At 72.5% G+C, this 13556-nt stretch carries 16 protein-coding genes; 11 read left to right on the forward strand and 5 right to left on the reverse strand.

Going from position 1 to position 13556, the window contains the following annotated elements; all coding sequences use genetic code 11:
* Nucleotides 1-14: 14 nt before the first annotated feature.
* The 3 genes from OHB01_RS23340 to OHB01_RS23350 all read left to right on the forward strand — a co-directional run bounded on the left by OHB01_RS23340 (nucleotide 15) and on the right by OHB01_RS23350 (nucleotide 2420).
* Nucleotides 15-374 carry a GntR family transcriptional regulator gene (locus OHB01_RS23340; protein WP_142644882.1) on the forward strand — a complete coding sequence of 120 codons (360 nt, stop codon included), beginning with the start codon at nucleotides 15-17 and terminating at the stop codon, nucleotides 372-374.
* The gene (locus OHB01_RS23345) at nucleotides 371-1378 is read left to right on the forward strand and encodes a DUF1648 domain-containing protein (RefSeq protein ID WP_328853986.1); all 1008 of its coding nucleotides are present in this window, start codon (nucleotides 371-373) and stop codon (nucleotides 1376-1378) included. Before OHB01_RS23340 ends, OHB01_RS23345 begins: the two co-directional genes overlap by 4 nt.
* 70 nt (nucleotides 1379-1448) lie before the next feature.
* Nucleotides 1449-2420 (forward strand): CPBP family intramembrane glutamic endopeptidase, encoded by a 972-nt coding sequence (locus OHB01_RS23350; RefSeq protein WP_419197548.1) that lies wholly within the window; start codon nucleotides 1449-1451, stop codon nucleotides 2418-2420.
* Between the two features lie 33 nt (nucleotides 2421-2453).
* On the opposite strand, the gene OHB01_RS23355 is transcribed toward OHB01_RS23350, so the two are convergent.
* Both OHB01_RS23355 and OHB01_RS23360 read right to left on the reverse strand, forming a co-directional pair.
* Nucleotides 2454-3407: an adenosylcobinamide-GDP ribazoletransferase gene (locus tag OHB01_RS23355; protein WP_142644884.1), complete on the reverse strand. Its 954-nt coding sequence runs from the start codon at nucleotides 3405-3407 to the stop codon at nucleotides 2454-2456.
* An 18-nt stretch (nucleotides 3408-3425) separates the two neighbouring features.
* Nucleotides 3426-4472, reverse strand: a complete 1047-nt coding sequence (locus OHB01_RS23360) for a bifunctional adenosylcobinamide kinase/adenosylcobinamide-phosphate guanylyltransferase (RefSeq protein ID WP_142644885.1) — start codon at nucleotides 4470-4472, stop codon at nucleotides 3426-3428.
* 164 nt (nucleotides 4473-4636) lie between these two features.
* On the opposite strand from OHB01_RS23360, the gene OHB01_RS23365 reads away from it, so the two are divergent.
* The gene (locus tag OHB01_RS23365; protein WP_079313380.1) at nucleotides 4637-4843 is read left to right on the forward strand and encodes a hypothetical protein; all 207 of its coding nucleotides are present in this window, start codon (nucleotides 4637-4639) and stop codon (nucleotides 4841-4843) included.
* Nucleotides 4844-4922: 79 nt separating this feature from the next.
* On the opposite strand, the gene OHB01_RS23370 is transcribed toward OHB01_RS23365, so the two are convergent.
* On the reverse strand, nucleotides 4923-5921 hold the full coding sequence (locus OHB01_RS23370) for an aldo/keto reductase family protein (RefSeq protein ID WP_142644886.1): 999 nt from the start codon (nucleotides 5919-5921) through the stop codon (nucleotides 4923-4925).
* A gap of 63 nt (nucleotides 5922-5984) precedes the next feature.
* Between OHB01_RS23370 and OHB01_RS23375 the strand changes: the two genes are divergently transcribed.
* Nucleotides 5985-7196, forward strand: coding sequence for a hypothetical protein (locus tag OHB01_RS23375; protein WP_142644887.1), 1212 nt, complete (start codon nucleotides 5985-5987; stop codon nucleotides 7194-7196).
* Between the two features lie 173 nt (nucleotides 7197-7369).
* Here the strand turns inward: OHB01_RS23375 and OHB01_RS23380 are convergent, their stop codons facing one another.
* The gene (locus tag OHB01_RS23380) at nucleotides 7370-8014 is read right to left on the reverse strand and encodes a DUF3043 domain-containing protein (RefSeq protein ID WP_142644888.1); all 645 of its coding nucleotides are present in this window, start codon (nucleotides 8012-8014) and stop codon (nucleotides 7370-7372) included.
* A 147-nt stretch (nucleotides 8015-8161) separates the two neighbouring features.
* Here OHB01_RS23380 and OHB01_RS23385 point away from each other — a divergent pair, with 147 nt between their 5' ends.
* Genes OHB01_RS23385 through OHB01_RS23405 form a run of 5 tightly spaced genes read left to right on the forward strand, consistent with a single transcriptional unit; the run spans nucleotide 8162 to nucleotide 11536 of the window.
* Nucleotides 8162-8974: a PspA/IM30 family protein gene (locus OHB01_RS23385; protein WP_142644889.1), complete on the forward strand. Its 813-nt coding sequence runs from the start codon at nucleotides 8162-8164 to the stop codon at nucleotides 8972-8974.
* Nucleotides 8971-9249, forward strand: a complete 279-nt coding sequence (gene pspAA, locus OHB01_RS23390; RefSeq protein ID WP_142616785.1) for a PspA-associated protein PspAA — start codon at nucleotides 8971-8973, stop codon at nucleotides 9247-9249. The genes OHB01_RS23385 and pspAA overlap by 4 nt, the downstream gene beginning before the upstream one ends.
* A complete protein-coding gene (htpX, locus tag OHB01_RS23395; RefSeq protein ID WP_142644890.1) occupies nucleotides 9249-10139 on the forward strand; it encodes a zinc metalloprotease HtpX in 891 nt (296 codons plus the stop codon). The genes pspAA and htpX overlap by 1 nt, the downstream gene beginning before the upstream one ends.
* Nucleotides 10140-10152: 13 nt before the next feature.
* Complete coding sequence (gene pspAB / locus OHB01_RS23400) at nucleotides 10153-10701, forward strand: PspA-associated protein PspAB (RefSeq protein WP_142644891.1); 549 nt, start codon at nucleotides 10153-10155, stop codon at nucleotides 10699-10701.
* A 16-nt stretch (nucleotides 10702-10717) separates the two neighbouring features.
* On the forward strand, nucleotides 10718-11536 hold the full coding sequence (locus OHB01_RS23405; RefSeq protein ID WP_328853987.1) for a maleylpyruvate isomerase family mycothiol-dependent enzyme: 819 nt from the start codon (nucleotides 10718-10720) through the stop codon (nucleotides 11534-11536).
* A 171-nt stretch (nucleotides 11537-11707) separates the two neighbouring features.
* On the opposite strand, the gene nadA is transcribed toward OHB01_RS23405, so the two are convergent.
* Nucleotides 11708-12862, reverse strand: a complete 1155-nt coding sequence (gene nadA / locus OHB01_RS23410; protein WP_221889844.1) for a quinolinate synthase NadA — start codon at nucleotides 12860-12862, stop codon at nucleotides 11708-11710.
* 195 nt (nucleotides 12863-13057) lie between these two features.
* Between nadA and erpA the strand changes: the two genes are divergently transcribed.
* The gene (gene erpA, locus OHB01_RS23415) at nucleotides 13058-13411 is read left to right on the forward strand and encodes an iron-sulfur cluster insertion protein ErpA (protein WP_079313357.1); all 354 of its coding nucleotides are present in this window, start codon (nucleotides 13058-13060) and stop codon (nucleotides 13409-13411) included.
* The last annotated feature ends 145 nt before the right edge of the window (nucleotides 13412-13556 follow it).

Genomic DNA, 13556 nt, shown 5'->3' on the forward strand with positions numbered 1-13556 from the left:
ATGTCACTAGCACTATGTTGCTCACGCTCGATCTCAACGATCCGCGGCCCCTGCACGAACAGGTGGCCGCCGCCATACGGCGCGCGATCGGAGCCGGGGACATCGCCCCCGGTGATCGGCTCCCGCCGGCCCGCGATCTCGCCCACGCGCTGGGCGTCAACGCGAACACGGTGCTGCGCTCGCTGCGCGACCTGCGCGACGAGGGCCTGCTGGAGTTCCGCCGCGGGCGCGGCGTGTCCGTGCTGCGGCGGCCGGACGGCCGTACGGCGCTGCGGACGCGTGTGCGCGACCTGCTCGACGAGGCCGCCAGGTATGGCCTCACCTCCGATGACGTCGTGGCCCTGGTCAAGGACGTCGGCAAGGAAATGGCATGACCGAGACGAAGGACACCTCCGCGACCGTCTTCCGCACCCGATTCCTGCTGGCCGGCGCCGCCTGGTTCATCCTGGTGGCCGCCGTGCTCGTCGCGGTGCCACTGGTGTTCTCCGATCGCCTGCCGGACCCGGTGGCCACCCATTGGGGTCCGTCCGGCGGGCCCGACCGATCCGCTCCGGCCGTCATCCTCACGGTCGTCCCCCTGGTGCTCTGGGCGGTGCTCGCGGCGTCGTGCCTCGGCTTCGGGCGGCGGCGGCGCCTCGTCACCTCGCGGGCGGGCCGGTCCGGGATCGTCGCGGGTCTCGCCTGGAGCGGGATCTTCCTGATCGGGGTGCAGGCCGTGTCGATCGCCGCGAACCTCGGCAGGTCCCGGTGGCAGGACGCGGCTCCGATCACCTGGCAGGCGATTCTCGTCGTCGCCGTGGCCGTCGCGTGCGCGATGCTCGCGGGCTGGGCGGCACGTCGCGGGCCGGACGAGCAGCCGCCCGCGCCGGACGCGGCCGTACCCGACCTCGCGCCGGGGCGGCGCGTGGTGTGGGTGTCGTCGGCCTCGGCCCCGCTGCTGCTCGTCCTCTCCGGCGCCGCGCTGGCCGCGTCGGCCGCGTTCGCCGTGCTCAGGCTCATGGGCCTGTCCGGCCACGCCTGGCAGACGGCCGCCGTGCTCGCCGTCGTGGCCCTCGCCGGGTTCGCATTCTCGACCGTCTCGGTCAGGGTGAGCTCCGATGGCATGCGGGTGGGGTTCGGCCCGCTGCGGTGGCCCGCGCGGCGGGTGCCGCTCGACCGGATCGACCGCGCCTGGGTGGAGGAGCGCTATCCGTCCCAGGTGGGCGGATGGGGCTACCGAGGCCTCCCCGGGCGCGCCACGATCATGGTCCGCGGCGGCGCGTGCCTGGTCGTGCGCTACACCTCCGGCGGGCAGCTCGCCATCAGCGTGGACGACGCCGACCGCGGCGCGGCCCTGCTCAACGCCCTCGTGGCCCGCCACGGCACCCGATCGCCCTGACCCGCGTGCCCGAGCGCCGGGCACGCCTTCGTCCGACCCCCCATCCGAGCTCTGGTGAAAGGTGATGCCCGTGATCCGGCGCCACTCCGACGTCTGGCTCTTCCTCCTCGTCGCGTTCGGGGCCTCGTGGCTGATCGCGTCGCCCCTGTGGACGGGACCCTTCAGCCCGGTCGCCTTCCAGCTCACCGCTCTGGTGATGATGTTCACGCCGTCCCTGGGCGTGCTGGCCGTGTGGCTCGTCCGGCGGCGCGGCACGCCGTTCAAGGAATGGGCGCGGGCGACCGGGCTCACGCTCGGGCCCGACCGGAGCACGACGGCCCCGCTCCTGGTGGCGGCGCTGCTCGGCGTGCCGGTGCTCGTGGCCCTCGCCCTCCTCGTCAGCGCCGCCGTCGGCGTCGTGCGCCTCGATGTCGCCGGGCTCAGCCTCTATCGCGAGCAACTGGGCGCGGCCCTCGACAAGGTGCCGCTGGACCCGCGGGTCATGTACGCCCTGCAGGTCGTGCAGGGCGTGCTGATCGCCCCGTTCGTCAACGCGATCCCCGCGTTCGGAGAGGAGTGGGGCTGGCGGGGCTGGCTGCTGCCGCGCCTGCTCGGCGACCCCGCGCTCACCCCTGCGCTCACCCCCGCGCCCGCGCTCGCATCCGGGTCGCCGGCGCAGGGCCCGGCGAAGTGGCGGCCCGCCCGGGTGTGGCCGGCGGTGGTGCTGTCGGGGGTGATCTGGGGCCTCTGGCATGCCCCCCTCACGCTGAAGGGCTACAACTATCCGGCGCTCGGCGCCTGGGCGGCGGTGGTGTTCATCGGCTTCTGCGTCATCTTCGGCGCACTGCTCGGCTGGCTGCGGCTGCGCTCGCGCAGCGTGTGGCCCGCGGTCATCGCGCACGGCTCGATCAACGCCGTGGCGGGCCAGGCGCTGCTCCTCGGCGACGCGGACGCCCCGCCGAACGCGGCGCTCGCCGGGATCACCGGGATCGTCGGCTGGGTGCTGCTCGCGGCGCTGGTCCTCGCCGTCTATCGGCTGCGCCCCGTCGCCGTGCCGCGCTGAGCCGTGCCGCGCCGACCGGCGCGTCCACGCCCCTCACAGCAGCAGGGCGGCGACCAGCAGCGTGACGGTCGTGGCCGTTTCCACCAGGGCGCCGAGCACGTCGCCGGTGACGCCGCCCAGCCGCCGTACGGCACGGCGGCGCAGCAGCGCCGCCGCCCCCAGCCCGGCGGCCATAGCGAGCAGCAGCCCGGCCGTCGTGGTCAGGTAGGGATCGACCGACAGGCGGTGCAGCAGCCCGCCGGGTCCCAGGTCCGTGCCGGTGAGGGGCTCGTAGGTCAGCTCGGAGTAGGTGACCAACGTGGGAGGAGCGTCGCCGAAGGGGTTCGGCAGACCGGACGGCCGGCAATACTCCAGCAGCGACGGGCCGGAGGCCGCCACGAGGGCGAGCACCACCACGACTGCCGCCGTCGCGGCGGTGGCCCCGAGCGCGGCGCCGCGCCGTACGGTGCCGGCGACGAGCGCGCCGAGGCCGGTGGGCCGGGCGGCGGGCACCCCGTCGCGGCAGGCCCATGTGACGGCCAGCCTGCCGGTCGCCGCGGCCGCCACGAGCGCGACCCAGGCGGCCGTGTCGTCCCGCGCCAGCACGGCCACCTGCACGAGCAGGGTGATCACGAGGGTGACCACCCCGAAGGGGCCGATGTCGGAGCGCTTCATCACGTCGAGCGCGCCGTCGGCCGGCTTGCCGCTGCCGAGCCCGTCGGCCAGGTCCGCGAGGCCGTCCAGGTGCAGGGCCCGGGTCAGCCACGCCAGCATGCCCACGGCGAGGACGGCGCCGAGCAGCTGCGAGCCCGACAGAGCGCCGGCGACCACGAGCACCACGGCGGCGGCCAGGCCGAGCAGCAGGCCGACGAACGGCGCGAGCGACATCGCGCGTCCCGCCACGGCGCGGTCGACCTCCACCGGCCGTACGGGGAGGACGGTGAGGGTCCCGACCGCGAGCCGCCAGGCCGCGCCGGGGCCGCGTACGGGAGAGGGTTCGCCGGGCACGAGGGGAGATCGTAGTTGTCAGAGGGGCAGCGGGACGACCCGGCCGGAGACCACTAGCGCGACGTCCTCGGACTCGCGGGCGAGGGCCTGGTTGAGCCGGCCGAGCGCGTCGCGGAACAGCCGTCCCGCCGGGGTGGCCGGAATCACCCCGAGGCCCACCTCGTCGCTCACCGCCACCACCCGGGCGCGGGTGCCGCGCCAGGCGGCCGTCAGCGCCTCGCATCGCTCCGCCACCCGGTCGAGGGCGGCGCGGTGGCCGGTCGAGGCCGTGCCGTCCGGCCAGGCGGCGCACTCGTCGAACACGGCGGCGAGCCAGGTGCCGATCCCGTCGACGAGCAACGTCCCCGGGCCGCCGGACAGGACCGACACGAGGTCGGTCGTCTCGACGGTTCGCCAGTGCGCCGGGCGCCGTTCACGGTGGGCGCGCACGCGGGCGAGCCAGGCCGGGTCGTCGCCGCCCGAGGGGCCGGTGGCGACGTAGGTCACCTCGGGTTCGGCGGCCAGGCGGAGCTCGGCCTCCTCGGACTTGCCCGACCGCGACCCGCCCAGCAGCAGCGTCCGCCGGGGCAGCGCCCGCGGGGCCGCCTCCGCGCTCGCGGTGCGCACGACGGTCCCGTCGGGGACGGCCGCCGCGCCCCAGAAACCGAGCCGGCGGGCCAGCTCGCTCTCCGCGGGGACGCGGTGGCCGAGGTGCACCGCGATGATCCGCGTCGCGGGCGTGACCCGTCCGCGGCGGCGCAGGTCGCCCAGCCGCTCCGGGCGGTCGGGCAGGTCCATGAGCACCACGTCGAAGGGCGCGTCCGTGTCCCGGCCGGGTGAGCCGCCGGCGGGGCCCACGGCGTACAGCAGTCGGCCGCCGTCGGGCCCGGTGACCTCGCGCCCGTCGGCCGTCTCGCGGATCACGTACCCGTCGGGCGGGTGGCCGTCCGTCAGCCGTACGCGGCCGTCGAGAACGATCGAGGACGGACGCCGGTGGCCGGGCGCGAGCCTGCCGCAGGACGCGCAGGGACAGCCGGGGACGGGCCAGCCCTCCGGGCCGCCGGTGCCCTCCAGGCGGATCTCCATGCCGCTCCCTTTCCGCGTACGTGTCGCCGGGCTGCCCCGCGTCAGTGGGGAAGGTTGGACGCAGGGAAGAGAGGATAGGGTCCGGCTGCACGGTCTTTGTGCCGCACCGGCCCCGGCGTGAAGTCCCGGCGCGGGGCGGCGAGGAACCGAAGGAGCGGGTGCGCATGATTTGGCGGTGGCGTTACGAGGACGCGAACGGCGGCGAGGTCACGGACCGGCCGCTGCCCCGGGAGATCTTCTCCAGCCAGTCGGACGCGGAGTCGTGGCTGGGGGAGAGCTGGCGCGAGCTGCTCGAGGCCGGTGTCGAGCAGGTCACGCTGATGGAGGACGAGCGGGTCGAATACTCGGGTATGTCCCTGCGCGCCGAGTGAGCCCCGCGGGGGCCGGGACCACGACGATCGTGGCCAGGCCCCCGCGACGATCACCGATCCGGCATGACCGCGGACGGCGTCAGGGACGCGCCGGCGGGCTGACGGTCTTGGCCGGGTCGCGCTCCACGACCGGGCCGAGCACGTCGTCGATCTTCTTGAGCACCTCGGCGTCGAGCTTCACACCCGCGGCCTTGACGTTGTCGCGCACCTGCTCGGGCTTGGTGGCCCCGATGATGGCCGACGACACGTTGGGGTTCTGCAGCACCCACGCCACGGCGAGCTGGGCCATCGAGAGCCCCAGGTCGGCCGCGATCGGCTTGAGGTCCTGCACCCGGCGCAGCAGCTCGTCGTCCATCAGCCGGCCGATGAAGCCCGAGCCGGACGGGTCGGTGGCGCGGGATCCGGCCGGCGGCGGCTGGCCGGGCAGGTACTTGCCGGTCAGCACGCCCTGGGCGATGGGCGACCAGACGATCTGGCCCAGGCCCTCCTTCTCGCACAGCGGCACGACCTCGGCCTCGATGACCCGCCAGAGCATCGAGTATTGCGGCTGGTTGGACACCAGGCGGTCGAAGCCCATCTCGTCGGCGATCTTCAAGGCGCGGGCGATCTGGTCGGCCGTCCACTCGCTGACGCCGACGTAGAGCACCTTGCCCTGGCGTACGAGGTCGTCGAAGGCCCGCAGGGTCTCCTCGAGCGGCGTCTCGTAGTCGAAGCGGTGCGCCTGGTAGAGGTCGACGTAGTCGGTCTGCAGCCGGCGGAGCGACCCGTTGATCGACTCCATGATGTGCTTGCGGGACAGGCCACGGTCGTTCTTGCCCTCGCCGGTCGGCCAGTAGACCTTGGTGAAGATCTCCAGCGACTCGCGGCGGATGCCCTTCAGCGCCCGGCCGAGGACCTCCTCGGCCCTGGTCCCGGCGTAGACGTCGGCGGTGTCGTAGGTCGTGATGCCCTCGTCCAGAGCCGCGCGGACGCACTCGACGGCGGCGTCCTCCTCCACCTGCGACCCGTGGGTGATCCAGTTGCCGTAGCTGATCTCGCTGACCATGAGGCCGCTGCGGCCAAGATGACGGTATTCCATGGTCCGACCTTAGATCACGACACCGAGTCACTCTTCCGGGTAGTTGGCGGTAGGGTGCCCGGCGTGCGCCGGTTGATCGCTTCTCGCCCCGCGCGGCTGGCTCTGGCCGTCGCGCTGGTCGCCGGTGTCGCCATAGGGTTCGTCGCCGTCCGCCGCCGCCGTATCGCCGTACAGGCCGCTCCTCGCCCGGTCCCGGCTGCGCGGCCGGCCGCCTCGCCGCAGGAGACGGGAGAGCCGGCCGGGCGCGGCTCCGAGCCCGTGCTCGGATGGCCCACGAGCGAGGATCTCGCGAGGTACGACCGGCCGGAGGCCGGCGCGCCGGTCGCGCGTCTCCTCGACGGGCTGGCGCGGCTGCGGGGGCCGCACGGGCGCAGGGCGCGCCGCTGGACGGCCGGGCTCGTCGCGCTCGGCCTGCTCGTGCTCACGTCGCAGGCGCTGGAGAGCGCCGTGTTCGGCACGCGGCCCGGGGCGTCGTCCGGCTCGACCGCGTACGCGGGAGACCCCGCCGGCCCCTGCCTCGCGGACGGTTGCACGATGGCGGGGAACCACGTGCCTTCCGGTGGTGAGACGGTGGGGGAGGGATACGTGGAGGAGCACGCCGAGCCCTGCCTCGCGGACACGTGCGGCCTGGTCGGCAACGTCGTGCCGTCCACCGCTCCCGTGGGCGCGGAGGCCGTGTCACAGGCGCCGTCCCCCGCTCCCAAGTGCGGGGTCCGGAGGGCGTCCGCGACCCCCGTCGTACGGCCGGTCTCCCGGCGCGTGACGACCGCGGTGAACCGGCAGTGGCGCCGGATAGAGAGGTGGCTGAAGGCGCACGCGCCCAGGACGTACGCCTCGCTGAACGGCCCGGCCACCCGGCGGCTGGTGGCGACGGCCGAGGCGCGGATGGGGACGCGCATCCCCGACTCGCTGCGGGCCTCGCTGCTGCGCCACGACGGAGCCCGGGGAACGGCCGGGTTCCGGTTCTCGCCCTCTTACGCACTCTTGGGCGCCCGCGGGCTGGTCTCCTCCTGGCCCGAGGCGTGCCGGATGGGCGGGGGCATCCCCTTCGCCTGCAACTCCGACGACGGCGACTATCTCGTGACGGACTCCGCCACGGGCGGGGTGGGCTCGGCGGACCGGGATGCGCCCCACTTCGAGAACGAGTGGCCGTCGTACTACGCGCTGCTCAAGGCCACGGCGGACGGCCTCGCGGAGGGCGGCCCGGTGGGCGGGTGGACCCCCGTGGTGCGCGGGGGCGTCCTCGACTGGGAGTGGGCCGGACAGCCGCGTTGACCGGGCCGGACACCCAGGCGGCCCGGACGAACAGGGCGGGAAGGGTGAACAACCCGCGTTGGGCAGGCCGGATCACCCGGGCGGCCCAGGCCCGGGCGACCTGGGCACCCCGGGTAAGACAGCCCGAACCCGATGGCCCGAATCCGACTGTGTGGTTCAGGCGGTCGTGCGGGTCACTTCTTCGCGCCGGCCGTGCCGGTCGTGTTCTTGACGGCGACCGGCAGCCCGCCGGGCAGGACGTTCGGCTTCGGGAAGCGCAGGCGGCGCATCTGGGACGAGCGCATCGCGGCGTAGAAGCCCACGCCCTTGAGGTCCTCGCCCGGGAACTTCGCCGCCGCCTCCTTCTTCACCCTCCCGGCCACGTAGAAGGAGCTCGCCAGCACGAGCACCATCACGACCGGCAGGGACAGCGTGTAGAGCAGCATGACGGCCGAACGCACCGGGATCGGGAACGGCACCATCGACAGCAGCATGATGACGAACACGACGGGCAGGAAGTACTGCCCCGGCAGCCGCCGCGAGTCCACCCAGTCGCGCGCGAACTTGCGCACCGGGCCGCGGTCGCGTGCCGGGAGCGCGCGCTCGTCGCCGCGCAGCATGGCCTCGCGCTGCTTGGCGCGCAGCGCCTTGTCGCGCTCGCGTGCCAGGCGGTAGGCCTCCTTGCGGTTGGCCGGAGCGGTCACCGGGGAGCGGCGGCGGCCCTGCGCCTCGCTCCGCTTCGGGGTAGGACGGCCCTTACCCGGGGTGCCGTGGGGCTTAGGATCCTCTACAGGGACGGGGGAGTCCTCCGCAGAGGTCTGAGTGCGACGTCGGAACACGTCGCTCAGCCTACCGGGAGTGCAACTTAGTGACGCCCTCGCGCGTTATGCGTAGGGTGAACCCAGGCGGCAGCGCCGCCTGACAAGGGGTTTGAGACGGCTGGGGTCACCCATGCACAACCTTGGAGAAGGGGACGGCCGACGCGCATGAGCGTGATGAAGAGACTTTCCATGATCTTCAAGTCCAAGGCCAACAAGGCCCTGGACAAGATGGAGGATCCGCGGGAGACGCTGGACTATTCCTATCAGCGCCAGCTTGAGCTGCTGCAGAAGGTCCGCCGGGGCGTGGCCGACGTGGCCACCAGCCGCAAACGGGTGGAGCTGCAGATCAACCAGCTCGAAGGGCAGGCCGCGAAGCTGGAGAACCAGAGCAGGCAGGCCCTGTCGGCCGGGCGTGAGGATCTGGCCCGCGAGGCGCTGACCCGCCGCAACGGTCTCAACGCCCAGATCGCCGACCTGCGCATCCAGTACAGCAACCTCCAGGGCGAGGAGGAGAAGCTCACCCTCGCCAGCCAGCGGCTCCAGGCCAAGGTCGACTCCTTCCGCACGAAGAAGGAGACCATCAAGGCCACCTACACGGCGGCCGAGGCCCAGACGCGGATCAACGAGGCGTTCTCCGGCATCTCGGAGGAGATGGGCGACGTCGGTCTGGCCATCCAGCGGGCCGAGGACAAGACCGCGCAGATGCAGGCGCGCGCGGGCGCGATCGACGAGCTGCTCGCCAGCGGCGCTCTCGACGACTTCACCGGGCAGCGCGACGACATCCAGGCGGAGCTCGACCGCATGGGCGCCGGTTCGGACATCGAGCTGGAGCTCGCCAGGATGAAGGCCGAGCTCGGCCAGGGCCCGGCGCCCAGGAGCGCGATCGAGCAGGGGCAGCCGGGCCAGCAGGGCCAGGCCGCCCCGTCCACCCAGCAGCAGCACACGCAGCAGCTGCGCCAGCCGGGGGAGGGACTGTGATCGTCAGAATCATGGGCGAGGGACAGGTCGAGATCGGCGCCGCCGACATCGACGTCCTCAACGAGCTCGACAGCGAGCTGGAAGCCGCGATCGAGTCGGGCGACGAGACCGAGTTCCGCACCAAGCTGCACGCGCTCCTCGACAAGGTGCGGCATGTCGGCAAGGCCCTGCCGGACGACTCGCTGGAGCCGTCCGAGCTGATCCTGCCGCCGGCCGACGCCTCGATCGAGGAAGTGCGGGAGATGCTCGGGGACACCGGGCTCATCCCTGGCTGATGGCCTCCACGCGCTTCGCCCCAGATCGCGGCCTCACCGTCCGGATGACCGTGACGATGTTCCTGCTCGGCCTGCTCTACGTCGCGTTCGTGGCCGTCCTGGTCGCGGTGGGCGTACGTGCGGTCACCGTGCTCGTGATCGCCGGGGGCCTCCTGCTGGCGCAGTACTTCCTGTCCGACAAGATCGCGCTGTTCGCGATGCACGGGCGGGAGGTCTCCCCGCAGGAGGCTCCCGAGTTGCACGGCATCATCGACCGGCTGAGCGCGATGGCGGGGATGCCGAAGCCCCGCGTGGCGATCGCCGACTCGGATCTCCCCAACGCGTTCGCCACCGGACGCAACCAGAAGAACTCGGTGGTCTGCGTGACCACCGGCATCCTGCGCAGGCTCGACACGCGGGAGCTCGAAGGCGTGCTGGCCCACGAGATGTCGCACGTGGCCCACCGCGACGTGGCGGTGATGACGATCGCCTCGTTCCTGGGGGTCGTGGCCGGTCTGATGACGCGCTTCGCGCTCTACACCGGTCTGGGCGGCCGGCGGAACGACAACGGGCCCCCGATCGGGCTGATCATCTTCGCGGTCTCGGGCCTGGTCTACGCCGTCAGCTTCCTGCTGACGCGGGCGCTGTCGCGTTACCGCGAGCTGGCCGCCGACCGCGCGGGCGCGCTGCTGACGCAGCAGCCGAGCGCCCTGGCCAGCGCTTTGGTCAAGATCAGCGGCGAGATCGGCAGGATCCCGACCAGGGACCTGCGCGAGGCGCAGCCGTTCAACGCCTTCTTCTTCGCGCCCGCCGTTTCCGGCCAGAGCATCGCCTCGCTGCTGTCGACCCACCCCCCGCTGGAGCGCCGGCTGGACCAGCTCGCCAGGATCGCCGCCGCGCTGGGCCGCTGATGAGGGGACGCTGATGGGCTGGTTCGACTCGCTGCTCGGCCGCTCCAAGCCCGCCAGGCCCGACCTGGACGCACTGTTCGCCCTGCCGTCGGCCGCCGTGACGCTGCAGGCCGCCACCGGCTTCGCCCCCGCGGGCACCGGGTCGGTGTGCTTCCGCGCCGCCGAGGGCGGCGCCTTCGCCCGGCTCGAACAGGACATCGAGGCCCTGATGGGCAGGGTCGAGGTCTCCCGGGACTCCTACGGCTACACCTGGCTGCAGGTGCGCAACCCCGACGTGGCCGGGCTCGTGACCGACCTGCATGCCGCCAACTCGTCCCTGGAGTCGGCCGGGTTCGGCCCTTCGCTGCTGTGCTCGCTCGTCACCTTCGCCGACCCCTCCCACCGGAAGCTGGCGATCGTGTATCTCTACAAGCGCGGCACGTTCTACCCCTTCGCCCCCATGGGCGAACCGCGCCGCGACAACGCGCTGGAACTGCAGGTGCGCGGCGTCCTGGACCGCGAGCTCCCGATCGAACCCGAACTCGCGAGCTGGTTTCCCGTCTGGGGCGCCCCGGGCCTCTGACTCCTTGGGAGCCCCCATGACCGAGTGGACCCACCTGCGGCACACCGAGGCCGCCGCCGCGGAGATCGGCCGGATGGCCGAGGCCGTACGGGGACGGGACGGGACGACACCCGTGCCGACCTGCCCGGGATGGGACCTCAGAGAGCTGGTCGAGCACACGGGGGCCATCCACCGGTGGGCCGCCGCGATGGTGCGCGACGCCGCCGTCCGCCGGTACGACCGCGCGGCGATGGACCACGGCTTCCCCGAGGACTTCGCCGGCCACGCCGACTGGCTGGAGGCGGGAGCCGTACGGCTCACCGAGGCGCTGAAGAGCCGCGAACCGGAGACCGAGGTGTGGAACTGGACGCCGAACCGCACCGCCCGGTTCTGGTCGCGCCGCCAGCTCCACGAGACCGTCGTCCACCGCGCCGACGCCGAGATCGCCCTCGGGATCACCCCGGAGGTGGACGAGGACGTCGCGGCCGACGGGGTCGCGGAGTTCTTCGACACGCTTCCGCACGCCCGGTGGCGCTCCCAGATCGCCGAGCTGAAGGGCGACGGTGAGACGATCTCCTGGCGGGCGGAGACGGGCGGGGCCTGGCTCGTACGGCTCATGCCCCAGGGGTTCGCGTACGAGCGGCTCGGCGTGCCGGATGCGGTCACCGCGGATGGCACCGCGGATGTCAGCGCGGATGTCAGCGCGGATGTCACCGCGAATGTCAGCGCGAATGTCACCGTGCGCGCGGAGACGACCGGCGACCTGATGCTGACCTTGTGGGGACGGCGCGAGCCCGGCGCGGTCGAGGGCGACACGGCCCTGCTGGACTGGTGGCGCGAGCGCGCCAAGATCTGAGGCCGGGATCCGCACGGACCGGATCCGCGGCAGGGGCCGTGGAACGCCGGGACAACCCCCCGACACCCCGGACACCCCGGACACCCCGGACGACATGGAGAAGCACGGAAACGCAGGGCGCCCCCGGGAGATCCGGGGGCGCCCTGCGTCATGGGGCCGCTGTTACGACGGTTACGGCAGGGCCAGCATGCGGTCGAGGGCGACCTTGGCCCAGTGGGTGGTGTCCTCGTCGACGGTGATCTGGTTGACCACCTCGCCGTCGGCCAGCGACTCCAGCGCCCAGACCAGGTGCGGCAGGTCGATGCGGTTCATGGTGGAGCAATAGCACACGGTCCGGTCCAGGAACGTGATGGTCTTGTCGGGGAACCGGTTCGCCAGCCGGCGCACCAGGTTCAGCTCCGTGCCGACGGCCCACGAGGACCCGGCCGGGGCCTCCTCCAGCTTGCGGATGATGTATTCGGTCGAACCGACGTAGTCGGCCTTGGTCACGACCTCGTGGCGGCACTCGGGGTGCACGAGCACGTTCACCCCGGGGATGCGCTCGCGCACCTCGTCCACGCATGCGGCGGAGAAGCGCCCGTGGACCGAGCAGTGGCCCTTCCACAGGATCATCTTCGCGTTCTCCAGCTGCTCCCGGGTGAGGCCGCCGTTCGGGCGGTGCGGGTTGTAGACCACGCAGTCGTCCAGCGACAGCCCCATCTCCAGCACGGCCGTGTTGCGGCCCAGGTGCTGGTCGGGCAGGAACAGCACCTTCTCGCCCTGCTCGAAGGCCCAGTCGAGGGCTCGCCTGGCGTTCGAGGAGGTGCACACGGCGCCGCCGTGCCGTCCGCAGAACGCCTTGATGTCGGCGCTGGAGTTCATGTACGTGATCGGCACCACCTGGTCGGCGATGCCGGCGTCCTCCAGGGCGTCCCAGCAGTCCTCGACCTGGGTGAAGGTCGCCATGTCGGCCATCGAGCAGCCGGCGGCCAGGTCGGGGAGCACCACCTTCTGGGTGTCACTGGTCAGGATGTCGGCCGACTCGGCCATGAAGTGGACACCGCAGAACACGATGTACTCCGCCTCGGGGCGGGCGGCGGCCTCGCGGGCGAGCTTGAACGAGTCGCCGGTCACGTCGGCGAACTGGATGACCTCGTCACGCTGGTAGTGGTGACCGAGCACGAACAACCGGTCGCCGAGCCGTTCCTTGGCGACGCGGGCGCGCTCCACGAGGGTCGGATCGGACGCTGGAGGCAGCTCGCCCGGGCAGTCGACGCCGCGTTCGCTGTGCGGGTCGGTGCCCCGGCCGAGGATGAAGAGCGGAAGGCCGGTCTCGGTGATCGTCACGACCACACCCCCTCGGGGACTTATCGTCTAACTGACGACTAATCATTACACATCACGTCGCCTGGTTCGTCGCGCGGTCGCCTGTGGGGCATCTGGAATGTGTAGGGCTGCACGGGTGTTGGTAGCGTCTAGTAGGACGTCAGAACCAATCGAACCGCCCCGAAGGGCGGTTGGCGCAGACGCGGGAGTCAGCACATGACGGTTGAGAGCAGCGAGACCACGCAGCAGGGCCTGATCCTGACTGACGCGGCCGCGGCCAAGGTCAAGAGCCTGCTCGAGCAGCAGGGCGAGGAAGGGCTGCAGCTCCGGGTGGCCGTCCAGCCGGGTGGCTGTTCCGGCCTGCGTTACCAGCTCTTCTTCGACGACCGGTCGATGGACGGCGACGTGGTCTCCACCTTCGGCGGCGTGAACGTCGTCACCGACCGGATGAGCGCGCCGTACCTCATCGGGGCCACGGTCGACTTCGTCGACACGATCGAGAAGCAGGGCTTCACGATCGACAACCCCAACGCGACGGGGTCGTGCGCCTGCGGCGACTCGTTCAACTGACAGCGAGCGCGTGCCCGGCGCGCGCCGGGTCGCGCCGCGCTCAAGGGTGGGTCGAACGCCCCGTACGGATCGCTTCCGTACGGGGCGTCGTCATGCCGGAGACGGTACGCTCAGAAGGTTCGGCGGGATCAACGTCCCCGCCCTT

The sequence above is a fragment of the Microbispora hainanensis genome (assembly GCF_036186745.1).
GTDB lineage: Bacteria > Actinomycetota > Actinomycetes > Streptosporangiales > Streptosporangiaceae > Microbispora.